The sequence below is a fragment of the Pseudomonas sp. P1.8 genome (assembly GCF_001269805.1).
GTDB lineage: Bacteria > Pseudomonadota > Gammaproteobacteria > Pseudomonadales > Pseudomonadaceae > Aquipseudomonas.
Genome location: NZ_LHVM01000022.1, coordinates 272,078 through 296,430 on the forward strand (window position 1 = coordinate 272,078; position 24,353 = coordinate 296,430).

The following is a 24,353-nucleotide window of genomic DNA, read 5'->3' on the forward strand; positions in this document are numbered from 1 at the left end:
AGCTTAAATAACGCAAAAACCGCCTAAACAAGGGCGGTTCTGCTTCTCATTTAGACTTCGTTAAGCTGTACGTTGAGCTGCTTTGCGATTGCTTCTCCATACGCCGTATCAGCCTTGTAGAAGTGCTGGAGCTGACGATCAATTACATCGCTGGAAACACCCGCCATCGCACCTGCGATGTTGCTGACCAGCAGTGATTTCTGGTCCTCTGTCATTAAGCGGAACAATGCTCCAGCATGGCTGTAGTAGTCGGTGTCTTCGCGGTGATCGTAGCGATCAGCCGCTCCGTTCAGCGCCAATGCAGGCTCAGCAAAATGAGGTGCCTGCTTGGGTGAATGGACGTAGCTATTCGGCTCGTAGTTCGGCGCTGCGCCGCCGTTGCTGCCAAACGCCATCGAACCATCACGTTGATAGGTGTTGACCGGGCAGCGAGGCGCATTCACCGGTAATTGCTGGTGATTGGTGCCGACGCGGTAGCGATGTGCATCAGCATAGGCAAATACCCGACCCTGCAGCATACGATCCGGCGAAAGCCCCACACCCGGTACCATGTTGCTAGGGCCGAATGTGGCCTGCTCGACTTCAGCGAAGTAATTTTGCGGGTTGCGATTGAGCTCCAGCTCACCGACCTCGATCAGCGGAAACTCTTTCTGCGACCAGGTCTTGGTGACATCAAACGGGTTCTCGTAATGCGCAGCGGCTTGAGCTTCGGACATGATCTGGATGCAGACGCGCCATTTCGGGAAATCACCGCGCTCAATGGCCTCGAACAAGTCACGCTGGGCGTAATCAGGATCTGTACCAGCCAAACGTGCTGCATCGGCTGGTGCCAGGTTCTTGATTCCCTGCTTGGTCTTGTAGTGCCATTTGACCCAATGCCGCTCGTTATCGGCGCTGATCAGACTGTAGGTGTGGCTCCCGAAGCCGTGCATGTGACGGTAGCCGTCAGGAATGCCACGGTCCGAAAACAGGATCGTTACCTGATGCAGTGCCTCAGGCGAGTGCGACCAAAAGTCCCACATCATCTGGGCACTTTTGAGATTGCTTTGCGGCAGACGTTTTTGGGTGTGGATAAAGTCAGGGAACTTCAACGGATCACGGATGAAAAATACCGGGGTGTTGTTGCCAACGATGTCCCAGTTGCCTTCTTCGGTGTAGAACTTCAACGCGAAACCACGGGGATCACGCTCAGTGTCAGCCGAACCGCGTTCGCCACCGACCGTAGAGAACCGCAAAAAGGTCGGGGTTTGCTTACCTAGCGATTCAAACAGTTTTGCGCTGGTGTATTGAGTGATATCGCGAGTGACCGTGAACGTACCGTAGGCGCCCGAGCCTTTCGCGTGCACGCGGCGCTCCGGGATGTTTTCACGGTTGAAGTGGGCGAGCTTCTCGATCAGGTGAAAGTCGTCGAGTAGCAGCGGGCCACGGGGGCCGGCGGAACGGGAATTCTGGTTATCGGCAACAGGTGCGCCACTGGCGGTTGTAAGCGTTGTGTTCTGACTCATGCGATCGTCCTTCCTCTGTCGGTCTTGAACTGCCGGCTAATCGGCTGAGAAGGAGTATTGATCATCAATGTGACACCTACAAATTCATTGACTCATAGACATCGATAGATAATTCCTAACGATCCTCCCCTCTACATCATGACGGCTTGGAGGAAGAAGAGATCTGTACAACCAACACATTTGTTTCAGACACAAAAAACCGGGCACTAGGCCCGGTTCTTTGTTTCAGACTGACGTCTTACTCGGCGGATACAGCTTCGCCGGCAGTAGCACGATCAACCAACTCGACGTACGCCATAGGCGCGTTGTCGCCAGCGCGGAAACCGCACTTGAGGATGCGCAGGTAGCCACCCTCACGGGTAGCGTAACGCTTGCCCAGGTCGTTGAAGAGCTTACCAACGATAGCTTTCGAACGAGTACGGTCGAAAGCCAGACGACGGTTAGCAACGCTATCTGTCTTGGCCAAAGTGATCAGCGGCTCAGCAACGCGGCGCAGTTCTTTAGCTTTTGGCAGAGTAGTTTTGATCAGCTCGTGCTCGAACAGCGACACCGCCATGTTTTGGAACATGGCCTTGCGGTGCGAGCTGGTGCGGCTCAGGTGACGACCACTTTTACGATGACGCATGGTTCATTCCTTACCAAACACTACGTTCGGTGATTACGACGATCAGGCAGTCGCCTTGTCGTCCTTCTTAAGACTTGCAGGCGGCCAGTTGTCGAGGCGCATGCCGAGGGACAGACCGCGGGAGGCCAGAACGTCCTTGATTTCAGTCAAGGATTTCTTGCCCAGGTTCGGAGTCTTCAACAGCTCTACTTCGGTACGCTGAATCAGGTCACCAATGTAGTAGATGTTTTCCGCCTTAAGGCAGTTAGCCGAACGTACAGTCAGTTCCAGATCGTCAACCGGGCGAAGCAGGATCGGATCGATCTCGTCTTCCTGCTCGACAACCACTGGCTCACTGTCACCTTTGAGGTCGACGAACGCAGCCAACTGCTGTTGCAGAATGGTTGCAGCGCGACGAATAGCCTCTTCAGGATCCAGGGTGCCGTTGGTTTCCAGATCAATAACCAGCTTGTCCAGGTTAGTACGCTGCTCGACACGGGCGTTTTCCACCACGTATGCGATACGGCGAACCGGGCTGAACGAAGAGTCAAGCTGCAAGCGACCGATGCTGCGGCTTTCGTCTTCATCGCTCTGACGCGAGTCTGCCGGTTCATAACCACGACCACGAGCTACTACTAGCTTCATGTTCAGGGCGCCGTTAGACGCCAGGTTAGCGATTACGTGATCGGGATTAACGATCTCGACATCATGATCCAGCTGAATATCGGCAGCGGTAACCACCCCCGAACCCTTCTTCGACAAGGTCAGCGTAACTTCGTCACGACCGTGCAGCTTGATAGCCAGACCTTTAAGGTTCAACAGGATTTCAATTACGTCTTCCTGTACACCTTCGATGGCGCTGTACTCGTGGAGCACACCGTCAATCTCGGCCTCGACTACTGCACAGCCGGGCATTGAGGACAACAGGATGCGGCGCAGCGCGTTGCCCAGGGTATGGCCAAAGCCACGCTCGAGAGGCTCGAGCGTGATCTTGGCGCGGGTTGGACTGACAACCTGCACATCAATGTGGCGGGGTGTCAGGAACTCATTTACCGAAATCTGCATGGATGCACCTATTTTCTAGCCCTTACTTGGAGTAGAGCTCGACAATCAGGCTTTCGTTGATGTCGGCGGACAGATCACTGCGAGCTGGAACGTTCTTGAAAACGCCCGACTTCTTCTCAGTGTCTACTTCTACCCATTCTACGCGGCCACGTTGGGCACACAGATCGAGAGCTTGGACAATGCGAAGTTGATTTTTTGCTTTCTCGCGAACAGCGACCACGTCACCAGCACGAACCTGGTAAGACGGAACGTTAACGGTCTGACCGTTTACGCTGATCGACTTGTGCGATACCAGCTGACGGGATTCGGCACGAGTCGAACCAAAGCCCATACGGTATACAACGTTGTCCAGACGGCATTCGAGCAGTTGCAGCAGGTTTTCACCGGTTGCACCTTTCTTGCCAGCAGCTTCTTTGTAGTAGCCGCTGAACTGACGCTCGAGAACGCCGTAGATACGACGGACCTTCTGCTTTTCACGCAGTTGGGTGCCGTAGTCGGACTGGCGACCGCGGCGTTGGCCGTGGATACCAGGTGCTGCTTCAATGTTGCACTTCGATTCGATCGCGCGCACGCCGCTCTTCAGAAAGAGATCGGTGCCTTCGCGACGAGCGAGTTTGCATTTTGGACCAATGTAACGAGCCATTCTTTACAATCTCCTGGATTACACGCGGCGCTTCTTCGGCGGACGGCACCCGTTGTGCGGGATTGGCGTCACGTCGGTGATGCTGGCGATCTTGTAGCCACAGCCGTTCAAAGCGCGGACTGCGGATTCACGACCTGGACCTGGACCTTTGACATTGACGTCAAGGTTTTTCAGGCCGTATTCCAGCGCAGCTTGACCAGCACGTTCAGCAGCTACTTGAGCAGCAAACGGGGTGGACTTGCGGGAACCGCGGAAACCCGAACCACCGGAGGTAGCCCAGGAAAGAGCGTTACCTTGACGGTCGGTAATGGTCACGATGGTGTTGTTAAAAGATGCATGGATGTGGGCGATGCCATCAACCACTGTCTTTTTAACTTTTTTACGAGGACGAGCAGCAGGTTTTGCCATGATAATTTTCCTGTCGATTCGCTGGGGCGATTACTTGCGGATCGGCTTACGCGGACCTTTACGGGTACGCGCGTTGGTCTTGGTACGCTGACCGCGTACTGGCAGACCACGACGATGACGCAGACCGCGATAGCAACCGAGGTCCATCAAGCGCTTGATTTTCATGTTGATTTCGCGACGCAGGTCACCTTCAGTGGTGAACTTCGCCACTTCGCCGCGCAGCTGTTCAATTTGCTCGTCGCTCAGATCCTTGATCTTTGCGGCTGGGTTTACCCCAGTCTCTGCACAAATTTTCTGTGCAGTAGTGCGACCAACACCATAGATGTAGGTCAGCGAGATAACAGTATGCTTGTTATCTGGAATGTTAACGCCTGCAATACGGGCCATTCAGTGGGACTCCAATTGACAGCTACCTACGCCCCGGAAGCCAAGAAATAGGGCGCGAGATAATATCGCTGTAATAACAAATAATCAACCCGGTAGCGCACTAGCTACCGGGCTTGAAGCACAATCACACTCAGCCTTGGCGCTGTTTGTGACGCGGTTCCGCGCTGCAAATTACTCGAACAACACCTTCGCGGCGAATAATCTTGCAGTTACGGCACAGCTTTTTCACCGATGCACGAACTTTCATCACCAACTCCTCGAACCTTATGGGTCAGCGCAGCATGCCGCTGCCGTAACCCTTCAGGTTGGCTTTCTTCATCAGGGATTCGTACTGGTGCGAAACGAGGTGCGATTGTACTTGGGACATGAAGTCCATCACAACCACGACGACGATCAGCAACGAGGTCCCGCCAAGGTAGAACGGAACGTTGGCTGCGACCACCAGGAACTGGGGCAACAGGCACACGGCCGTCATGTAAAGAGCACCGAACATGGTCAAGCGAGTCAGAACGCCATCAATGTAGCGCGCAGACTGCTCACCTGGACGGATGCCCGGAATAAAGGCACCGGACTTCTTCAGGTTTTCCGCTACGTCTTTCGGATTGAACATCAACGCCGTATAGAAGAAGCAGAAGAAAATAATCCCTGCACTAAACAGCAGAATATTCAACGGCTGACCAGGAGCGATCGACTGCGAGATGTCCTGCAACCAGCCCATACCTTCAGACTGACCAAACCAGGCACCCAACGAAGCCGGGAACAGCAAAATGCTGCTCGCGAAAATAGCCGGAATAACACCGGCCATGTTCACCTTCAGCGGCAAGTGGCTAGTCTGCGCAGCGAAGACCTTACGGCCCTGCTGACGCTTGGCGTAGTGAACAGCAATACGACGCTGACCACGCTCAATGAACACCACGAAACCGATAATCGCTACTGCCAGCAAACCGATGGCAACCAAAGCGAAGATGTTGATATCGCCCTGACGTGCAGACTCGAAAGACTGCCCGATCGCTCTCGGAAGACCGGCGACGATACCCGAAAAAATCAACATCGAGATACCGTTGCCAACACCACGCTCAGTAATCTGCTCACCCAGCCACATCATGAACATCGCACCAGCCACAAAAGTGGATACCGCGACGAAATGGAAGCCAAAGTCACCAGTGAACGCAACGCCCTGCCCCGCCAGACCAATGGACATACCAATAGCCTGGACGAGAGCGAGGACGACAGTGCCGTAGCGGGTGTACTGGCTGATCTTGCGACGGCCAGCTTCACCTTCCTTCTTCAACTGCTCCAGTTGCGGGCTGACGGCGGTCATCAGCTGCATGATGATCGATGCCGAAATGTACGGCATGATCCCCAGTGCAAAGATGCTCATCCGCTCCAGCGCGCCGCCGGAAAACATGTTGAACAAGCTAAGAATGGTCCCCTCATTCTGTCGAAACAGGTCCGCGAGTCGGTCTGGGTTGATACCTGGAACCGGGATGTGTGCGCCTATTCGGTAGACGATAATCGCCAGGAACAGAAAACGCAGACGAGCCCAGAGTTCAGACATACCGCCTTTGCCGAGCGCAGAGAGAGCACCTTGCTTAGCCATTTATTCCTCGAACTTGCCGCCAGCTGCTTCGATAGCCGCACGCGCACCTTTGGTGGCGCCGATTCCCTTGCCGATAGTGACAGCGCGAGTCACTTCACCGGACAGCATGATTTTCACACGCTGTACGTTGACGTTGATCACGTTGGCATCTTTCAGGGACTGCACGGTGACGATGTCGCCTTCCACTTTAGCCAGCTCGGACAAACGCACTTCTGCGCGATCCATGGCCTTCAGGGAAACGAAACCGAACTTCGGCAGGCGACGATGCAGCGGCTGTTGACCGCCTTCAAAGCCTGGAGCGATGGTGCCACCGGAGCGGGAGGTCTGACCTTTGTGGCCACGGCCACCGGTCTTACCCAAACCGCTACCGATACCACGGCCCGGACGATGCTTTTCGCGACGGGAACCCGGCGCTGGACTCAGATCATTGAGTTTCATCGATTAACCCTCGACACGCAGCATGTAGTAAGCCTTGTTGATCATCCCGCGATTCTCGGGAGTATCCAGGACTTCTACAGTGTGACCGATGCGACGCAGACCCAGACCCTTAACGCACAGTTTGTGGTTAGGGATGCGGCCGGTCATGCTTTTGATCAGCGTAACTTTAACGGTAGCCATGATCAGAAGATCTCCTTGACGCTTTTGCCACGCTTGGCGGCAATGGATTCAGGAGACTGCATAGCCTTCAAACCTTTGAAAGTGGCGTGAACCACGTTTACCGGGTTAGTCGAGCCGTAGCACTTGGCCAGAACGTTCTGAACGCCAGCAACTTCGAGGACAGCACGCATAGCGCCGCCAGCGATGATACCGGTACCTTCAGAAGCAGGCTGCATGTACACCTTCGAAGCGCCGTGAGCGGACTTCATTGCGTACTGCAGAGTGGTGCCGTTCAGATCAACTTGGATCATGTTGCGGCGAGCAGCTTCCATTGCCTTCTGGATCGCAGCAGGCACTTCACGCGACTTGCCACGGCCGAAGCCAACACGGCCCTTACCATCACCCACCACGGTCAACGCGGTGAAAGTGAAGATACGGCCGCCTTTAACGGTTTTGGCTACGCGGTTAACTTGAACCAGCTTCTCGATGTAGCCTTCGTCGCGCTTTTGGTCGTTATTTGACATAACTTAGAACTCCAGCCCAGCTTCACGAGCAGCATCAGCCAGCGCTTTAACGCGGCCGTGATACTTGAAGCCAGAGCGGTCGAAAGCCACTTGCGAGACGCCAGCGGCCTTAGCACGCGTAGCGACCAGCTGGCCAACCTTAGTGGCCGCGTCGATGTTGCCAGTGGCACCATCACGCAGTTCTTTATCCAAAGTCGAGGCGCTTGCCAGGACTTTGCTGCCGTCGGCCGAAATGACCTGGGCGTAGATGTGCTGCGAAGAGCGGAACACGCAGAGACGCACGACTTCGAGTTCGTGCATTTTCAGGCGTGCTTTGCGAGCGCGACGCAGTCGAGTAACTTTTTTGTCGGTCATTTGCTATGCCCTACTTCTTCTTGGCTTCTTTACGACGGACGACTTCGTCCGCGTAGCGCACACCTTTGCCTTTGTACGGCTCTGGTGGACGGAAGTCGCGGATCTCGGCGGCCACTTGACCTACCAGCTGCTTGTCGATGCCCTTGATCAGGATATCGGTCTGGCTAGGAGTCTCAGCGGTGATGCCTTCCGGCAGTTCGTAATCCACTGGATGCGAGAAGCCAAGAGCCAGGTTCAGCACTGTGCCTTTTGCTTGCGCTTTGTAACCAACACCGACCAGCTGGAGCTTGCGCTCGAAGCCTTGGCTTACGCCTTGGACCATGTTGTTTACCAACGCACGAGTGGTACCAGCCATTGCGCGAGTTTGTTGATCGCCATTGCGAGCAGCGAAACGTAGCTCACCAGCTTCTTCAACAATCTCAACGGACGAATGGATGTTCAGTTCGAGAGTGCCCTTGGCACCCTTCACCGAAAGCTGTTGGCCTGCGAATTTTACTTCGACACCGGCTGGCAGCTTAACGGGGTTCTTAGCGACGCGAGACATGCTTATCCCCCCTTAGAACACAGTGCAAAGAACTTCGCCGCCGACACCGGCAGCGCGCGCAGCACGATCAGTCATCACACCCTTGTTGGTGGAGACGATAGACACACCGAGACCGCCACGAACTTTTGGCAGATCATCGACGGACTTGTACTGACGCAGGCCTGGACGGCTAACGCGCTTCACTTCTTCGATAACCGGACGGCCTTCGAAGTACTTCAGCTCGATGGACAGCAGTGGTTTGATTTCGCTGCTGATCTGATAACCCGCAATGTAACCTTCGTCCTTCAGGACTTTGGCAACAGCTACCTTCAACGTGGAAGATGGCATGCTTACGACGGACTTTTCAGCCATCTGGGCATTACGGATACGAGTTAGCATGTCCGCTAACGGGTCCTGCATACTCATGGGCTAGACGCTCCTAATACAAAAAAATTAGCCTTGCGGCTATTACGTGTCGCCGAGAATCTCCGAGCATGAAAAACACGGGCTCAGGCGAGCCGGGTATTCTAGACACACTGCGGAAATGAAACAAGCCCCAAAAGGGGCTTGTTTCAGATTCAAGGCCACCGGTGGTCAGGATCTTGCGATCCTGGACACCGAGACTTTGATAGTACTTACCAGCTGGCTTTAACCAGACCCGGTACGTCACCACGCATGGCAGCTTCACGCAGTTTGTTACGGCCGAGGCCGAACTTGCGGTAAACGCCGTGTGGACGACCGGTCAGGCGGCAGCGGTTACGCATGCGCGAAGCGCTTGCGTCACGTGGCTGCTTCTGCAGAGCTACTGTAGCTTCCCAACGCGCTTCTGGACTTGCGTTCAGATCAACGATGATAGCTTTCAGTGCTGCACGCTTTTTGGCGTACTTGGCAACCGTGAGCTGACGCTTCAGCTCGCGGTTTTTCATGCTCATCTTGGCCATGGTCCTACTCCAATCAGTTGCGGAACGGGAATTTGAACGCACGCAGCAGAGCGCGGCCTTCATCATCGTTCTTGGCAGTGGTGGTCAGGGTGATGTCCAGACCGCGGAGAGCATCGATCTTGTCGTAGTCGATTTCCGGGAAGATGATCTGCTCTTTCACGCCCATGCTGTAGTTACCACGACCATCAAAGGACTTGGCATTCAGGCCGCGGAAGTCGCGAACCCGAGGCAGGGAGATCGACAGCAGACGATCCAGGAACTCGTACATACGCTCACGGCGCAGGGTCACTTTGACGCCGATCGGCCAACCTTCACGGACTTTAAAGCCAGCGATGGATTTGCGAGCGTAGGTCACAACGACTTTCTGGCCGGTGATCTTTTCCAGGTCAGCAACAGCGTGCTCGATGACTTTTTTGTCGCCGATCGCTTCGCCCAGACCCATGTTCAGGGTGATTTTGGTAACGCGCGGAACTTCCATCACGTTCGAAAGCTTAAGTTCTTCCTTAAGTTTCGGAGCAATTTCCTTCCGGTAAATCTCTTTTAGTCGTGCCATGGTCTCATCTACCTAGCAGTGTTCAAGCATCAACCGCTTTTTGGGTCGACTTGAAGACACGAATTTTCTTGCCGTCTTCTACTTTGAAACCAACGCGGTCAGCCTTGTTGGTTTCGCCGTTGAAAATGGCGACGTTAGAAGCATCCAGTGGAGCTTCTTTTTCGACGATACCGCCCTGCACGCCCGACATCGGGTTAGGCTTGGTATGACGCTTGACCAGGTTCAGACCACCAATAACCAGACGGTTGTTAGCGAGAACCTTAAGCACCTTACCGCGCTTACCTTTGTCTTTGCCGGCGATCACGATGATCTCGTCGTCACGACGAATCTTTTGCATGTCGGATCTCCTTACAGCACTTCTGGGGCGAGCGAGACGATCTTCATGAACTTCTCAGTACGAAGTTCACGGGTCACTGGCCCAAAGATACGGGTGCCGATCGGCTCTTGCTTGTTGTTCAACAGAACAGCAGCGTTGCCATCAAAGCGGATAATGGAGCCATCAGCACGACGTACGCCGTGACGAGTGCGGACTACAACAGCAGTCATCACTTGGCCTTTTTTCACTTTACCGCGAGGAATTGCTTCCTTCACGGTAACTTTGATGATGTCACCGATACCAGCGTAACGACGATGGGAGCCACCCAGCACCTTGATGCACATAACACGGCGAGCGCCGCTGTTATCGGCCACATCGAGCATGGATTGAGTCTGAATCATATAATTTCTCCGACCCCTAGTCCTTAGACTTCCACAGCGCGTTCGAGAACATCAACCAGCGCCCAAGACTTGGTCTTGGCCAAAGGACGAGTTTCACGAATAGTGACTTTGTCGCCGATGTGGCACTGATTGGTTTCGTCGTGCGCGTGCAGCTTAGTCGAACGCTTAACGTATTTACCGTAGATCGGGTGCTTAACGCGACGCTCGATCAGAACGGTGATGGTTTTGTCCATCTTGTCGCTGACAACACGGCCAGTCAGCGTACGGACAGTTTTTTCGGCTTCAGCCATGATTACTTACCTGCCTGCTGGTTGAGCACAGTCTTCACGCGAGCGATGTCACGCTTAACTTGCGAGAGCAGATGAGACTGCCCCAACTGGCCAGTTGCTTTCTGCATACGCAGATTGAACTGGTCGCGCAGCAGGCCGAGCAGTTGCTCGTTCAGCTGCTGTGCGGATTTTTCACGAAGTTCATTCGCTTTCATCACATCACCGTCCGTTTAACAAAGGAGGTGGCGAGCGGCAGCTTTGCAGCAGCCAGGGCGAAAGCCTCACGCGCCAGCTCTTCAGAAACACCCTCGATTTCATACAGGACTTTGCCTGGCTGAATCTGGGCAACCCAGTATTCGACGTTACCCTTACCTTTACCCATCCGAACTTCGAGTGGCTTCTTGGAAATAGGCTTGTCCGGGAATACACGGATCCAGATCTTGCCGCCACGTTTTACGTGACGGGTCAGAGCACGACGCGCTGACTCGATCTGACGAGCGGTGAGACGACCACGAGCAACAGACTTCAGCGCGAACTCGCCGAAGCTGACTTTGCTACCGCGCAATGCCAGGCCACGGTTGTGACCAGTCATTTGCTTGCGGAACTTCGTACGCTTTGGTTGCAACATTTGGCGTACCCCTTACTTAGCAGCTTTTTTACGAGGCGCTGGTGCTTGTGGTTTCAGTTCTTCTTGGCGACCACCAATTACTTCGCCTTTGAAGATCCAAACCTTTACACCGATCACACCGTAAGTGGTGTGAGCTTCGTAGTTGGCATAGTCGATGTCGGCACGCAGGGTGTGCAGTGGCACACGACCTTCGCGATACCATTCAGTACGTGCGATTTCAGCACCGCCGAGACGACCGCTCACTTGGATTTTGATGCCTTTGGCACCAATGCGCATGGCGTTCTGTACAGCGCGCTTCATAGCGCGACGGAACATTACGCGACGCTCCAGCTGCTGAGCTACGCTCTGCGCAACCAGCATACCGTCGAGCTCCGGCTTGCGGATCTCTTCGATATTGATGTGCACAGGCACACCCATTTGCTTGGTCAGGTCCTGACGCAGTTTCTCAACATCTTCACCTTTCTTCCCGATAACGATACCTGGACGAGCGGTGTGGATGGTGATGCGTGCAGTTTGGGCCGGACGATGGATATCGATACGGCTTACGGACGCGCTTTTTAGTTTGTCTTGGAGGTACTCACGCACATTCAGATCTGCGAGCAAATAGTCCGCATAAGTCCGACCGTCTGCGTACCAGACGGAGGTGTGCTCCTTGACGATTCCCAGGCGAATGCCAATGGGATGTACTTTCTGACCCATCTCTTCGACTCCGTTACTTGTCAGCAACCTTGACAGTGATATGGCAAGACCGCTTGACGATGCGATCAGCACGGCCTTTGGCACGCGGCATGATGCGCTTCAGCGAACGCCCTTCGTTGACGAAAACGGTGCTGACCTTCAGGTCATCAACGTCTGCGCCTTCGTTATGCTCGGCGTTGGCTACGGCCGACTCCAGCACTTTCTTCATGATCTCGGCGGCTTTCTTACTGCTGAAAGCCAACAGGTTGAGCGCTTCGCCCACCTTCTTCCCGCGGATCTGGTCGGCGACCAAGCGGGCTTTCTGGGCGGAGATTCGAGCGCCCGACAACTTAGCGGCTACTTCCATTTCCTAACCCCTTAACGCTTGGCTTTCTTGTCTGCCACGTGCCCGCGATAAGTGCGGGTACCGGCGAACTCGCCCAGTTTGTGGCCGACCATGTCTTCGTTCACGAGAACTGGGACGTGCTGACGACCGTTGTGTACTGCGATGGTCAAACCGACCATTTGTGGCAGGATCATCGAACGACGCGACCAGGTTTTCACCGGTTTGCGATCGTTCTTTTCCGCCGCCACTTCGATCTTCTTCAGTAGGTGAAGATCGATAAAAGGACCTTTTTTCAGAGAACGTGGCACTGTCGTATCCCTCTATTTACTTGCGACGACGGACGATCATTTTGTCGGTACGCTTATTACCACGAGTCTTCGCGCCCTTAGTCGGGAAGCCCCATGGCGATACCGGATGACGACCACCAGAGGTACGACCTTCACCACCACCATGTGGGTGGTCAACCGGGTTCATGGCAACACCACGAACGGTTGGGCGAACGCCACGCCAGCGTTTGGCACCAGCTTTACCCAGCGAACGCAGGCTGTGCTCGGAGTTCGAGACTTCGCCCAGGGTCGCACGGCATTCAGCCAGGACTTTACGCATTTCACCGGAACGCAGACGCAGGGTAACGTACACGCCTTCACGAGCGATCAGCTGAGCCGAAGCACCAGCGGAACGAGCGATCTGTGCGCCTTTACCTGGCTTCAATTCGATGCCGTGTACGGTGCTACCAACTGGAATGTTACGCAGTTGCAGAGCGTTGCCCGGCTTGATCGGTGCGAGAGCACCTGCGATCAGCTGGTCGCCAGCGCTCACGCCTTTAGGGGCGATGATGTAGCGACGCTCGCCATCTGCGTACAGCAGCAGAGCGATGTGAGCAGTACGGTTTGGATCGTATTCGATACGCTCGACAGTGGCAGAGATGCCATCTTTGTCGTTGCGACGGAAGTCGACCAGACGATAATGCTGCTTATGACCACCACCGATGTGACGAGTGGTAATACGGCCATTGTTGTTACGACCACCAGACTTCGACTTCTTCTCGAGCAGCGGTGCGTGAGGAGCGCCTTTATGCAGCTCCTGGTTGACCACCTTGACCACAAAACGGCGGCCAGGGGAAGTCGGTTTGCATTTAACGATTGCCATGATGCACCCCTTCCTTACTCAGCACTGCTGCTGAAATCGAGATCTTGGCCTGGCTGAAGGGAGATAACTGCCTTCTTCCAGTCATTACGCTTGCCCAGACCGCGAGCAGTGCGCTTGCTCTTACCCAGAACATTCAGGGTAGTAACACGCTCTACTTTCACGCTGAACAGGCTTTCGACGGCCTTCTTGATTTCCAGCTTGGTTGCGTCGGTAGCAACCTTGAAAACGAACTGGCCTTTCTTGTCTGCCAGAACCGTAGCCTTCTCGGAAACGTGCGGGCCAAGCAGAACTTTAAATACGCGTTCCTGGTTCATCCCAGCAGCTCCTCGAATTTCTTCACGGCCGACACGGTGATCAACACCTTGTCGTATGCGATCAGACTAACTGGATCGGAACCTTGCACGTCACGTACATCAACGTGTGGCAGGTTACGAGCAGCCAGGTACAGGTTCTGATCAACAGCGTCCGACACGATCAAAACGTCGGTCAGGCTCATGTTGTTCAGTTTGCCCAGCAGGTCTTTGGTTTTCGGCGTTTCAACGGCGAAATCCTGAACTACTACCAGACGATCAGTACGCACCAGCTCAGCAAGGATGGAACGCATTGCTGCGCGATACATCTTCTTGTTCAGCTTCTGGGAGTGATCCTGAGGACGAGCTGCGAAAGTGGTACCGCCGCCACGCCAGATTGGGCTACGGATAGTACCGGCACGAGCGCGGCCAGTACCTTTCTGACGCCAAGGGCGCTTACCGCCACCACGAACGTCGGAACGGGTCTTTTGCTGCTTGCTACCTTGACGGCCGCCGGCCATGTAGGCCACGACTGCTTGGTGAACCAGCGTCTCGTTGAATTCGCCGCCAAATGTCAGTTCGGAAACTTCGATCGCTTGAGCGTCATTTACATTTAATTGCATGTCAGCTTCCCCTTAACCGCGAGCCTTGGCTGCTGGACGTACAACCAAGTTGCCGCCAGTAGCGCCAGGAACAGCGCCCTTGACCAACAACAGATTGCGTTCAGCGTCCACGCGCACTACTTCGAGGGACTGCACGGTCACGCGCTCAGCGCCCATATGACCGGACATTTTTTTGCCCTTGAATACACGACCAGGAGTCTGGCACTGGCCGATAGAGCCTGGAACGCGGTGGGATACGGAGTTACCGTGGGTGTTATCTTGCCCGCGGAAATTCCAACGCTTGATCGTACCCTGGAAGCCTTTACCTTTGGACTGACCGGTTACATCAACCAGTTGACCAGCGGCGAAGATTTCAGCGTTGATCAGATCGCCGGCCTGGTACTCGCCTTCTTCAAGGCGGAATTCCATTACGGTACGACCGGCGGCAACGTTCGCTTTAGCGAAGTGGCCAGCCTGAGCTGCTGTTACACGCGAAGCACGACGCTCGCCGACAGTGACTTGCACTGCACGATAGCCATCGGTCTCTTCAGTTTTGAACTGGGTGACGCGATTCGGCTCGATCTCAATGACCGTGACCGGAATGGAGACACCTTCTTCGGTGAAAATACGGGTCATACCGCATTTACGACCGACTACACCAATAGTCATGTTGTAAACCTCATGAGTGTACGGGGCTTTCACCCGCTATGGCCGCCCATTTCAGAGCGTTACACGACTAAGACCGAGTCTTAGCCGAGGCTGATCTGCACTTCCACACCGGCCGCAAGATCAAGCTTCATAAGAGCATCAACGGTTTTATCCGTTGGCTGGACGATGTCCAGAACGCGCTTATGAGTACGGATCTCGTACTGGTCACGCGCGTCTTTGTTGACGTGCGGGGAGACCAGAACGGTGAACCGCTCTTTACGGGTAGGCAGTGGAATTGGACCACGCACTTGAGCACCAGTACGTTTCGCGGTTTCCACGATTTCCTGGGTTGATTGGTCGATCAGGCGATGGTCGAAAGCCTTCAACCTGATACGGATTTGCTGATTTTGCATTGGATTTCAGACTCCGGCTGCTATTCCCACCGAGCGCAATACGCCCGTTAAAAGGAGGCGCAATTCTATAGACGCCCCAGATAGGTGTCAACCCAATAAAAAAGCCCCCGCTGAGCGGGGGCTTTTTCAAAGCATCGAAGCTATCTCAAAAGAGATGCTTACTCGATGATTTTGGCTACGACGCCAGCGCCGACGGTACGACCGCCTTCACGGATAGCGAAACGCAGACCGTCTTCCATTGCGATGGTCTTGATCAGGGTAACTTCCATTTGGATGTTATCACCTGGCATTACCATTTCAACGCCTTCTGGCAGCTGGCAGTTACCAGTCACGTCAGTAGTACGGAAGTAGAACTGTGGACGGTAGCCTTTGAAGAACGGAGTGTGACGACCGCCTTCTTCCTTGCTCAGAACGTAAACTTCTGCGGTGAACTTGGTGTGCGGCTTAACCGAACCTGGCTTAACCAGAACCTGGCCACGCTCAACGTCGTCACGCTTGGTACCACGCAGCAGAACGCCGCAGTTCTCGCCAGCACGACCTTCGTCGAGCAGCTTGCGGAACATTTCAACACCGGTGCAGGTGGTGGTGGTGGTGTCACGCAGACCAACGATTTCCAGTGCATCTTGAACGCGAACGATACCGCGCTCGATACGACCAGTCACAACAGTACCACGACCCGAGATCGAGAATACGTCTTCGATTGGCATCAGGAATGGCTTGTCGATAGCGCGCTCTGGTTCTGGGATGTAGCTGTCCAGAGTTTCAACCAGTTTACGAACGGCAGTGGTGCCCATTTCGTTGTCGTCTTTGCCTTCCAGCGCCATACGAGCCGAACCGATGATGATTGGAGTGTCATCGCCTGGGAAGTCGTAGGTGGACAGCAGGTCGCGAACTTCCATCTCGACCAGTTCCAGCAGCTCAGCGTCGTCTACCAGGTCAGCCTTGTTCAGGAAAACCACGATGTACGGAACGCCTACCTGACGGGACAGCAGGATGTGTTCACGGGTTTGTGGCATCGGACCATCAGCGGCCGAGCAAACCAGGATCGCGCCGTCCATCTGGGCAGCACCGGTGATCATGTTCTTCACGTAGTCAGCGTGACCTGGGCAGTCAACGTGAGCGTAGTGACGGATCTTCGAGTTGTACTCGACGTGCGCGGTGTTGATGGTGATACCACGAGCTTTTTCTTCTGGCGCGCTGTCGATTTTATCGAAATCAACGATTGCCGAGCCGAAAACTTCGGAGCAAACGCGAGTCAGAGCTGCGGTCAGAGTGGTTTTACCGTGGTCAACGTGACCGATGGTGCCAACGTTGACGTGCGGAAGGGAACGATCAAATTTTTCTTTAGCCACGACAATTAACTCCTAGCCTAAAGGGGCTGAATCAGCCTTGTTTTTTGGTTACAGTTTCGACGATGTGCGACGGAGCTGTATTGTATTTTTTGAATTCCATAGAGTAGCTTGCGCGACCCTGGGACATGGAACGAACGTCGGTCGCATAACCGAACATCTCGCCCAACGGAACTTCGGCACGAATTACTTTACCGGAGACCGTATCTTCCATACCCAAAATCATGCCGCGACGACGGTTAAGGTCGCCCATCACGTCACCCATATAGTCTTCAGGCGTAACAACCTCTACCGCCATGATCGGCTCAAGCAGCTCACCACCGCCCTTCTGGGCCAGTTGCTTGGTCGCCATGGAAGCAGCCACCTTAAACGCCATCTCGTTCGAGTCGACGTCGTGGTAGGAACCATCAAACACGGTAGCCTTCAGGCCGATCAGCGGATAGCCGGCAACAACACCGTTCTTCATCTGCTCTTCGATACCTTTCTGGATAGCCGGGATGTATTCCTTAGGAACCACACCACCCACTACTTCGTTCACGAATTGCAGACCTTCCTGACCTTCGTCAGCAGGAGCAAAACGGATCCAGCAGTGACCGAACTGGCCACGACCGCCGGACTGACGAACGAACTTGCCTTCGATTTCACAGCTCTTCGTGATGCGCTCACGATAGGAAACCTGAGGCTTGCCGATGTTGGCTTCGACGTTGAACTCACGGCGCATCCGGTCAACCAGGATGTCCAGGTGCAGCTCGCCCATGCCGGAGATGATCGTTTGACCAGTCTCTTCATCAGTTTTTACGCGGAAAGACGGGTCTTCCTGAGCAAGCTTGCCCAGAGCGATACCCATTTTTTCCTGGTCATCCTTGGTCTTAGGCTCAACAGCAACCGAAATAACCGGCTCCGGGAAGTCCATGCGAACCAGGATGATTGGCTTGTCAGCGTTGCAGAGGGTTTCACCAGTGGTGACGTCCTTCATGCCGATCAGGGCCGCGATGTCGCCAGCGCGCACTTCCTTGATCTCTTCACGGGCGTTTGCGTGCATCTGCACCATACGACCCACACGCTCTTTCTTGCCTTTGACCGAGTTGATCACGCCGTCGCCGGAGGCCAACACGCCCGAGTAAACGCGGACGAAGGTCAAGGTACCCACGAATGGGTCGGTAGCGATCTTGAACGCCAGAGCCGAGAACGGCTCGTTGTCGTCCGCATGACGCTCCATCTCTTCTTCCTCGTTATCAGGGTTGGAACCCTTGATAGCAGGAATGTCGACAGGAGCCGGCAGGTAGTCGATAACGGCGTCGAGAACCAGGGGAACGCCCTTGTTCTTGAAGGAAGAACCGCAAACAGCCAGAACGATCTCACCAGCGATAGTACGCTGACGCAGAGCGGCCTTGATTTCCTCGATGGTGAGCTCTTCACCTTCCAGGTACTTGTTCATCAGCTCTTCGCTGGCTTCGGCCGCAGCCTCAACCATGTTGCCGCGCCACTCTTCAGCCAACTCCTGCAACTCGGCAGGGATGGCTTCACGACGTGGAGTCATGCCCTTGTCAGCATCGTTCCAGTAAACAGCTTCCATGGACATCAGATCGATCTGACCCTGGAAGTTGTCTTCGGAACCGATAGCCAACTGGATCGGCACCGGAGTGTGACCCAGACGCTGCTTGATCTGAGCGATCACGCGCAGGAAGTTAGCGCCGGCACGGTCCATCTTGTTCACGTAAACGATACGCGGAACACCGTATTTGTTGGCTTGACGCCATACGGTTTCGGACTGCGGCTCAACGCCGGAAGTGCCACAGAACACAACGACAGCGCCGTCGAGTACACGCAGGGAACGCTCAACTTCAATGGTGAAGTCTACGTGGCCCGGGGTATCGATTACGTTGAAGCGGTATTGGTCTTTGTGCTGCTTGGCCGAACCCTGCCAGAAGGCGGTAATGGCAGCAGAAGTAATGGTAATACCACGCTCCTGCTCCTGAACCATCCAGTCAGTGGTCGCAGCGCCGTCATGCACTTCGCCCATCTTGTGGCTTTTGCCAGTGTAAAAAAGGACGCGCTCGGTGGTGGTGGTTTTACCAGCATCCACGTGAGCTACGATACCAATGTTACGGTAGCGGTTAATCGGTGTAGTACGAGCCATAAAGCCCTCGCAAAATTAGTGACGCAAAAATTAGAAGCGGTAGTGCGAGAAAGCTTTGTTAGCTTCAGCCATACGGTGCACGTCTTCACGCTTCTTAACTGCAGCACCTTTACCTTCGGCAGCGTCCAGCAGTTCGCCAGCCAAACGCAGAGCCATAGACTTCTCGCCGCGCTTACGGGCGAAGTCTACCAACCAGCGCATTGCCAGAGCGTTACGACGGGACGGACGAACTTCAACCGGAACCTGGTAAGTAGCACCGCCTACACGGCGCGACTTTACTTCGACCAGCGGAGCGATGGCGTCGAGAGCTTTCTCGAAGATTTCCAGGGGGTCGCTGTTCTTGCGTTCTTTAACCTTTTCCAGCGCGCCATAAACGATACGCTCGGCAACGGCTTTCTTGCCGCTTTCCATCACGTGGTTCATGAACTTGGCCAGAATTTGGCTTCCGTATTTTGGATCGTCAAGCACTTCGCGCTTGGCTGCTACGCGTCTTCTTGGCATGGATAAGCCCTCAAACGGTCTTCAGGTTCGCTCGGAATCGGTGCCCTTACGGGACGCCTCCGACCTTACTCTTATCGACTCAGAAAAATAGAAAATCAGTTTTTACAAAAAGCCGCTACTACTTAGGCTTCTTGGTACCGTACTTCGAACGACCCTGGTTACGACCTTTAACGCCGGAAGTATCCAAAGAACCGCGTACGGTGTGGTAACGAACACCTGGCAAGTCTTTTACACGACCGCCGCGGATCAGCACCACGCTGTGCTCTTGCAGGTTGTGGCCTTCACCGCCGATGTACGAGGAAACCTCGAAACCGTTGGTCAGGCGCACACGGCATACTTTACGCAGTGCCGAGTTAGGTTTTTTCGGCGTGGTGGTGTACACACGGGTGCACACGCCACGGCGTTGCGGGCAGTTCTGCAGCGCAGGTACGTCGGATTTCTCGACGATACGCTTACGCGGCTGACGTACCAGCTGGTTGATAGTTGCCATCTACTAGCTCCACTGTTGTCTTGCGACGCTATTGTCTTGCAAGAAAAGCAAAATGGCAGGAACGAATTCCCGCCAAATTTAGGGGTACAAGAGTCTAAAGAGGATCTTGTCCCCAGTCAAGGCAAGGCCCCGCCCTCTCCGCTCATCCAACCTCGACAAATTGTCTCGATTCGATGAACGGAGCGACCAGGGCCTCACGCTCATTTACCGCAGAACTCAGTTACCGCTCGAGTTCAGCGCTTCGGTCAGTGCAGCTTCCACTTCACTGGCGCTTACGCGCAACGGCTTGTCAGCATCACGACGGCGCTTACGCTCGCTGTGATAGGCCAGGCCGGTACCAGCCGGGATCAGACGACCCACGACCACGTTTTCTTTCAGGCCGCGCAGGTAATCGCGCTTGCCGGTTACCGCCGCTTCGGTCAGTACGCGAGTGGTTTCCTGGAAGGAAGCCGCCGAGATGAACGATTCGGTGGACAACGACGCCTTGGTGATACCCAGCAGAACGCGAGTGAACTTGGAGACAAACTTGTCTTCGCCGCTCAGACGCTCGTTCTCTACCAGTACGTGAGTCAATTCCATCTGGTCGCCCTTGATGAAACTGGAATCGCCGGATTCAGCGATCTCAACTTTACGCAGCATCTGACGCAGAATGGTCTCGATGTGCTTGTCGTTGATCTTCACGCCTTGCAGACGGTAAACGTCCTGGATCTCGTTAACGATGTACTTGGCCAGCGCACTCACACCCAACAGACGCAGGATGTCGTGCGGATCGCTTGGACCGTCGGAGATAACTTCGCCGCGGTTTACCTGTTCGCCTTCGAATACGTTCAGGTGACGCCACTTCGGAATCAGCTCTTCGTACGGATCGCTACCGTCGTTCGGCGTGATAACCAGACGGCGCTTGCCTTTGGTCTCTTTACCGAACGCGATGGTGCCGCTGACTTCAGCCAGAATCGACGCTTCTTTCGGACGGCGAGCTTCGAACAAGTCGGCAACACGCGGCAGACCACCGGTGATGTCACGGGTCTTCGAAGTTTCTTGCGGGATACGAGCGATAACATCACCGATCGCGATCTTCGCACCATCCGCTACACCGACCAGGGCGTTGGCTGGCAGGAAGTACTGAGCGATAACGTCAGTGCCTGGCAGCAACAGATCCTTGCCGTTGTCATCGACCATCTTCACGGCAGGACGGATGTCTTTACCGGCAGCTGGACGATCTTTGGCATCGAGTACTTCAATGTTGGTCATACCGGTCAATTCGTCAGTCTGACGCTTGATCGTGATGCCTTCTTCCATGCCCACGTAGGTCACGGTACCTTTCATTTCGGTAACGATTGGGTGAGTGTGCGGATCCCACTTGGCCACGATAGCGCCAGCTTCGACCTTGTCACCCTCTTTAACCGAAATCACGGCACCGTACGGCAGCTTGTAACGCTCACGCTCACGACCGAAGTCATCAGCGATGGCCAGCTCACCAGAACGGGACACTGCAACCAGGCAACCATCCACTCGCTCAACGTGCTTCAGGTTATGCAGACGGACGGTACCGCCATTCTTCACCTGAACGCTGTCGGCTGCGGAGGTCCGGCTTGCCGCACCACCGATGTGGAACGTACGCATGGTCAGCTGGGTACCCGGCTCACCGATGGACTGGGCAGCGATAACGCCGACCGCTTCACCGATGTTCACCTGGTGACCACGAGCCAGATCGCGACCGTAGCACTTGGCGCAAATACCGAAACGGGTTTCGCAGCTGATCGGCGAACGCACGATCACTTCGTCGATGCTGTTCAGTTCGATGAACTCGACCCACTTCTCGTCTACCAGAGTGCCGGCAGGAACGATGACGTCCTCGGTACCTGGCTTGAATACGTCACGGGCGATAACACGACCCAATACGCGCTCACCCAGCGGCTCTACAACGTCACCGCCTTCAATGTGCGGAGTCATCAGCAGACCGTGTTCGGTGCCGCAATCGATCTCGGTTACAACCAGATCCTGCGCCACGTCTACCAGACGACGAGTCAGGTAACCCGAGTTCGCCGTTTTCAACGCGGTATCCGCCAGACCTTTACGAGCACCGTGAGTGGAGATGAAGTACTGGAGTACGCTCAAACCTTCACGGAAGTTCGCAGTAATCGGCGTTTCAATGATGGAACCGTCCGGCTTGGCCATCAGGCCCCGCATACCGGCCAGCTGACGAATCTGTGCTGCGGAACCCCGCGCACCCGAGTCAGCCATCATGTACATCGAGTTGAAAGATTCCTGGTCGACTTCGACGCCATGACGGTCGATGACTTTCTCTTTCGAGAGGTTGGCCATCATCGCCTTGGAAACTTCGTCGTTCGCCTTGGACCAGAGGTCGATCACTTTGTTGTACTTCTCGCCCTGGGTTACCAGGCCGGAGGCGTACTGGCTTTCGATCTCTTTCACTTCATCAGTAGCAGCATTGATGATGCGGGCTTTTTCATCCGGGATAACGAAGTCGTTAACACCGATGGAAACGCCGGAAATGGTCGAATAAGCAAAACCGGTGTACATCAACTGGTCAGCGAAGATCACAGTCTCTTTCAAACCAACCACGCGGTAGCACTGGTTGATCAGCTTGGAGATTGCCTTTTTCTTCATCGGCAGGTTGACGACGTCGTACGACAGACCTTTTGGCACAACCTGGAACAACAGCGCACGGCCGACAGTGGTGTCGACGATACGGGTGTTGCTCACGCTGCCGCCATCACGGTCGTTGACGGTTTCGTTGATCCGGACTTTGACCTTGGCGTGCAGTGCGGCTTCGCCGGCACGGAATACACGGTCAACTTCCTGCAGATCCGCGAACACACGACCTTCGCCCTTGGCGTTGATCGCTTCACGAGTCATGTAGTACAGACCCAATACAACGTCCTGCGACGGAACGATGATTGGCTCACCGTTGGCTGGCGACAGAATGTTGTTGGTCGACATCATCAACGCGCGCGCTTCGAGCTGGGCTTCCAGCGTCAGCGGTACGTGCACGGCCATTTGGTCGCCGTCGAAGTCGGCGTTGTACGCGGCGCAGACCAGAGGGTGCAGCTGAATAGCCTTACCTTCGATCAGTACCGGTTCAAACGCCTGGATACCCAGACGGTGAAGGGTCGGTGCACGGTTGAGAAGCACCGGGTGTTCGCGAATCACTTCGGCGAGAACGTCCCAAACTTCCGGCAGCTCGCGCTCAACCATCTTCTTGGCAGCCTTGATGGTGGTAGCGAGACCACGCATTTCCAGCTTGCCGAAAATGAACGGCTTGAACAGCTCGAGAGCCATCTTCTTCGGCAGACCGCACTGGTGCAGACGCAGGGTCGGACCTACGGTAATTACCGAACGACCGGAGTAGTCAACACGCTTACCGAGCAAGTTCTGACGGAAACGACCCTGCTTACCCTTGATCATGTCAGCCAGGGATTTCAGAGGACGCTTGTTGGAACCTGTGATAGCGCGGCCACGACGACCGTTGTCGAGCAGTGCGTCGACAGCTTCCTGCAACATACGCTTTTCGTTGCGCACGATGATGTCCGGAGCGGACAGATCCAGCAGGCGCTTCAAACGGTTGTTACGGTTGATCACTCGACGATACAGATCGTTGAGGTCGGAAGTCGCGAAACGACCGCCATCGAGCGGAACCAGTGGACGCAGATCTGGCGGCAGAACCGGCAGAACGGTCAGCACCATCCACTCTGGCAGGTTGCCGGAACCCTGGAAGGCTTCCATCAACTTCAGACGCTTGGACAGCTTCTTGATCTTGGTTTCGGAGTTGGTTTGCGGAATTTCTTCACGCAGGCGGCCAATCTCGTGCTCCAGGTCGATAGCGTGCAGCAGTTCGCGGACAGCTTCAGCACCCATGCGGGCATCGAAATCGTCGCCGAACTCTTCCAGCGCTTCGAAGTACTGCTCGTCGTTGAGCAGTTGGCCTTTTTCAAGGGTGGTCATGCCTGGATCGATAACGACATAGCTCTCGAAGTAGAGAACGCGCTCGATATCACGCAGGGTCATGTCCATCAGCAAGCCGATACGGGACGGCAGCGATTTCAGGAACCAGATGTGGGCAACTGGCGAGGCCAGTTCGATGTGCGCCATGCGCTCACGACGAACTTTAGCCAGCGCAACTTCAACGCCGCACTTCTCGCAGATCACACCACGGTGCTTCAAGCGCTTGTACTTACCGCACAGGCACTCGTAATCCTTTACCGGGCCAAAGATCTTGGCGCAGAACAGGCCGTCACGCTCAGGTTTGAACGTACGGTAGTTGATGGTTTCCGGCTTTTTAACTTCACCGAACGACCACGAACGGATCATCTCAGGCGATGCCAATCCGATACGGATGGCGTCGAACTCTTCGACTTGACCCTGGTTTTTCAGCAAATTCAGTAGGTCTTTCAAGGCCTTTCCTCCT

34 protein-coding genes are annotated in these 24,353 nt (G+C 54.9%); all 34 read right to left on the reverse strand.

Features of this window, described 5'->3' with window-relative positions; translation table 11 throughout:
- Positions 1 to 50 precede the first annotated feature (50 nt).
- Positions 51 to 1,505 (reverse strand): catalase, encoded by a 1,455-nt coding sequence (locus tag AD668_RS24015; protein WP_053162829.1) that lies wholly within the window; start codon positions 1,503 to 1,505, stop codon positions 51 to 53.
- Positions 1,506 to 1,743: 238 nt separating this feature from the next.
- Positions 1,744 to 2,130 carry a 50S ribosomal protein L17 gene (rplQ, locus tag AD668_RS24020; protein ID WP_007970429.1) on the reverse strand — a complete coding sequence of 129 codons (387 nt, stop codon included), beginning with the start codon at positions 2,128 to 2,130 and terminating at the stop codon, positions 1,744 to 1,746.
- A gap of 42 nt (positions 2,131 to 2,172) precedes the next feature.
- Positions 2,173 to 3,174, reverse strand: coding sequence for a DNA-directed RNA polymerase subunit alpha (gene rpoA / locus AD668_RS24025; protein WP_007970428.1), 1,002 nt, complete (start codon positions 3,172 to 3,174; stop codon positions 2,173 to 2,175).
- A gap of 22 nt (positions 3,175 to 3,196) precedes the next feature.
- Positions 3,197 to 3,817, reverse strand: a complete 621-nt coding sequence (rpsD, locus tag AD668_RS24030; protein WP_003176404.1) for a 30S ribosomal protein S4 — start codon at positions 3,815 to 3,817, stop codon at positions 3,197 to 3,199.
- 18 nt (positions 3,818 to 3,835) lie between these two features.
- Positions 3,836 to 4,225: a 30S ribosomal protein S11 gene (gene rpsK, locus AD668_RS24035; protein WP_002555466.1), complete on the reverse strand. Its 390-nt coding sequence runs from the start codon at positions 4,223 to 4,225 to the stop codon at positions 3,836 to 3,838.
- Between the two features lie 30 nt (positions 4,226 to 4,255).
- On the reverse strand, positions 4,256 to 4,612 hold the full coding sequence (gene rpsM, locus AD668_RS24040; RefSeq protein WP_009045849.1) for a 30S ribosomal protein S13: 357 nt from the start codon (positions 4,610 to 4,612) through the stop codon (positions 4,256 to 4,258).
- Positions 4,613 to 4,742: 130 nt separating this feature from the next.
- Positions 4,743 to 4,859: a 50S ribosomal protein L36 gene (gene rpmJ, locus AD668_RS29590; protein WP_002555468.1), complete on the reverse strand. Its 117-nt coding sequence runs from the start codon at positions 4,857 to 4,859 to the stop codon at positions 4,743 to 4,745.
- Between the two features lie 24 nt (positions 4,860 to 4,883).
- Positions 4,884 to 6,212 (reverse strand): preprotein translocase subunit SecY, encoded by a 1,329-nt coding sequence (gene secY / locus AD668_RS24050; RefSeq protein WP_003228718.1) that lies wholly within the window; start codon positions 6,210 to 6,212, stop codon positions 4,884 to 4,886.
- Complete coding sequence (gene rplO, locus AD668_RS24055; RefSeq protein ID WP_003228720.1) at positions 6,213 to 6,650, reverse strand: 50S ribosomal protein L15; 438 nt, start codon at positions 6,648 to 6,650, stop codon at positions 6,213 to 6,215.
- Between the two features lie 3 nt (positions 6,651 to 6,653).
- Positions 6,654 to 6,830, reverse strand: coding sequence for a 50S ribosomal protein L30 (gene rpmD, locus AD668_RS24060; protein ID WP_003186033.1), 177 nt, complete (start codon positions 6,828 to 6,830; stop codon positions 6,654 to 6,656).
- A gap of 2 nt (positions 6,831 to 6,832) precedes the next feature.
- A complete protein-coding gene (rpsE, locus tag AD668_RS24065; RefSeq protein WP_003186035.1) occupies positions 6,833 to 7,333 on the reverse strand; it encodes a 30S ribosomal protein S5 in 501 nt (166 codons plus the stop codon).
- A 3-nt stretch (positions 7,334 to 7,336) separates the two neighbouring features.
- Positions 7,337 to 7,687, reverse strand: coding sequence for a 50S ribosomal protein L18 (gene rplR, locus AD668_RS24070; RefSeq protein WP_053162831.1), 351 nt, complete (start codon positions 7,685 to 7,687; stop codon positions 7,337 to 7,339).
- A gap of 10 nt (positions 7,688 to 7,697) precedes the next feature.
- Positions 7,698 to 8,231 carry a 50S ribosomal protein L6 gene (gene rplF / locus AD668_RS24075; RefSeq protein ID WP_003176412.1) on the reverse strand — a complete coding sequence of 178 codons (534 nt, stop codon included), beginning with the start codon at positions 8,229 to 8,231 and terminating at the stop codon, positions 7,698 to 7,700.
- 12 nt (positions 8,232 to 8,243) lie between these two features.
- The gene (rpsH, locus tag AD668_RS24080; RefSeq protein WP_003186040.1) at positions 8,244 to 8,636 is read right to left on the reverse strand and encodes a 30S ribosomal protein S8; all 393 of its coding nucleotides are present in this window, start codon (positions 8,634 to 8,636) and stop codon (positions 8,244 to 8,246) included.
- A gap of 209 nt (positions 8,637 to 8,845) precedes the next feature.
- Positions 8,846 to 9,151: a 30S ribosomal protein S14 gene (rpsN, locus tag AD668_RS24085; protein WP_003176414.1), complete on the reverse strand. Its 306-nt coding sequence runs from the start codon at positions 9,149 to 9,151 to the stop codon at positions 8,846 to 8,848.
- Between the two features lie 13 nt (positions 9,152 to 9,164).
- A complete protein-coding gene (gene rplE, locus AD668_RS24090) occupies positions 9,165 to 9,704 on the reverse strand; it encodes a 50S ribosomal protein L5 (RefSeq protein ID WP_003210069.1) in 540 nt (179 codons plus the stop codon).
- Positions 9,705 to 9,726: 22 nt separating this feature from the next.
- Positions 9,727 to 10,041, reverse strand: coding sequence for a 50S ribosomal protein L24 (gene rplX / locus AD668_RS24095; protein WP_003176416.1), 315 nt, complete (start codon positions 10,039 to 10,041; stop codon positions 9,727 to 9,729).
- Between the two features lie 11 nt (positions 10,042 to 10,052).
- The gene (gene rplN, locus AD668_RS24100) at positions 10,053 to 10,421 is read right to left on the reverse strand and encodes a 50S ribosomal protein L14 (protein WP_002555479.1); all 369 of its coding nucleotides are present in this window, start codon (positions 10,419 to 10,421) and stop codon (positions 10,053 to 10,055) included.
- Positions 10,422 to 10,444: 23 nt separating this feature from the next.
- A complete protein-coding gene (gene rpsQ, locus AD668_RS24105; protein WP_003176419.1) occupies positions 10,445 to 10,711 on the reverse strand; it encodes a 30S ribosomal protein S17 in 267 nt (88 codons plus the stop codon).
- Positions 10,712 to 10,713: 2 nt separating this feature from the next.
- Positions 10,714 to 10,905: a 50S ribosomal protein L29 gene (gene rpmC / locus AD668_RS24110; protein ID WP_002555481.1), complete on the reverse strand. Its 192-nt coding sequence runs from the start codon at positions 10,903 to 10,905 to the stop codon at positions 10,714 to 10,716.
- Complete coding sequence (gene rplP, locus AD668_RS24115) at positions 10,905 to 11,318, reverse strand: 50S ribosomal protein L16 (protein WP_003228729.1); 414 nt, start codon at positions 11,316 to 11,318, stop codon at positions 10,905 to 10,907. The genes rpmC and rplP overlap by 1 nt, the downstream gene beginning before the upstream one ends.
- 12 nt (positions 11,319 to 11,330) lie before the next feature.
- Positions 11,331 to 12,017 carry a 30S ribosomal protein S3 gene (rpsC, locus tag AD668_RS24120; RefSeq protein WP_007970424.1) on the reverse strand — a complete coding sequence of 229 codons (687 nt, stop codon included), beginning with the start codon at positions 12,015 to 12,017 and terminating at the stop codon, positions 11,331 to 11,333.
- 13 nt (positions 12,018 to 12,030) lie between these two features.
- Positions 12,031 to 12,363 (reverse strand): 50S ribosomal protein L22, encoded by a 333-nt coding sequence (gene rplV, locus AD668_RS24125; RefSeq protein WP_003103908.1) that lies wholly within the window; start codon positions 12,361 to 12,363, stop codon positions 12,031 to 12,033.
- A gap of 11 nt (positions 12,364 to 12,374) precedes the next feature.
- A complete protein-coding gene (gene rpsS, locus AD668_RS24130) occupies positions 12,375 to 12,650 on the reverse strand; it encodes a 30S ribosomal protein S19 (protein WP_002555486.1) in 276 nt (91 codons plus the stop codon).
- A 16-nt stretch (positions 12,651 to 12,666) separates the two neighbouring features.
- The gene (gene rplB / locus AD668_RS24135; protein WP_008053874.1) at positions 12,667 to 13,491 is read right to left on the reverse strand and encodes a 50S ribosomal protein L2; all 825 of its coding nucleotides are present in this window, start codon (positions 13,489 to 13,491) and stop codon (positions 12,667 to 12,669) included.
- Positions 13,492 to 13,505: 14 nt separating this feature from the next.
- Positions 13,506 to 13,805, reverse strand: coding sequence for a 50S ribosomal protein L23 (rplW, locus tag AD668_RS24140; RefSeq protein ID WP_002555488.1), 300 nt, complete (start codon positions 13,803 to 13,805; stop codon positions 13,506 to 13,508).
- Positions 13,802 to 14,404, reverse strand: a complete 603-nt coding sequence (rplD, locus tag AD668_RS24145; RefSeq protein ID WP_003228735.1) for a 50S ribosomal protein L4 — start codon at positions 14,402 to 14,404, stop codon at positions 13,802 to 13,804. Before rplD ends, rplW begins: the two co-directional genes overlap by 4 nt.
- Before the next feature lie 12 nt (positions 14,405 to 14,416).
- On the reverse strand, positions 14,417 to 15,052 hold the full coding sequence (gene rplC / locus AD668_RS24150; RefSeq protein WP_003186059.1) for a 50S ribosomal protein L3: 636 nt from the start codon (positions 15,050 to 15,052) through the stop codon (positions 14,417 to 14,419).
- An 80-nt stretch (positions 15,053 to 15,132) separates the two neighbouring features.
- Complete coding sequence (rpsJ, locus tag AD668_RS24155; RefSeq protein WP_003186070.1) at positions 15,133 to 15,444, reverse strand: 30S ribosomal protein S10; 312 nt, start codon at positions 15,442 to 15,444, stop codon at positions 15,133 to 15,135.
- A gap of 158 nt (positions 15,445 to 15,602) precedes the next feature.
- Positions 15,603 to 16,796: an elongation factor Tu gene (tuf, locus tag AD668_RS24160; RefSeq protein ID WP_008053875.1), complete on the reverse strand. Its 1,194-nt coding sequence runs from the start codon at positions 16,794 to 16,796 to the stop codon at positions 15,603 to 15,605.
- A gap of 31 nt (positions 16,797 to 16,827) precedes the next feature.
- Positions 16,828 to 18,933 (reverse strand): elongation factor G, encoded by a 2,106-nt coding sequence (gene fusA, locus AD668_RS24165; RefSeq protein WP_053162832.1) that lies wholly within the window; start codon positions 18,931 to 18,933, stop codon positions 16,828 to 16,830.
- 30 nt (positions 18,934 to 18,963) lie between these two features.
- On the reverse strand, positions 18,964 to 19,434 hold the full coding sequence (rpsG, locus tag AD668_RS24170; RefSeq protein ID WP_002555493.1) for a 30S ribosomal protein S7: 471 nt from the start codon (positions 19,432 to 19,434) through the stop codon (positions 18,964 to 18,966).
- A 118-nt stretch (positions 19,435 to 19,552) separates the two neighbouring features.
- On the reverse strand, positions 19,553 to 19,924 hold the full coding sequence (gene rpsL, locus AD668_RS24175) for a 30S ribosomal protein S12 (RefSeq protein WP_002555494.1): 372 nt from the start codon (positions 19,922 to 19,924) through the stop codon (positions 19,553 to 19,555).
- Positions 19,925 to 20,140: 216 nt separating this feature from the next.
- Complete coding sequence (gene rpoC, locus AD668_RS24180; RefSeq protein WP_053162834.1) at positions 20,141 to 24,340, reverse strand: DNA-directed RNA polymerase subunit beta'; 4,200 nt, start codon at positions 24,338 to 24,340, stop codon at positions 20,141 to 20,143.
- Positions 24,341 to 24,353 lie beyond the last annotated feature (13 nt).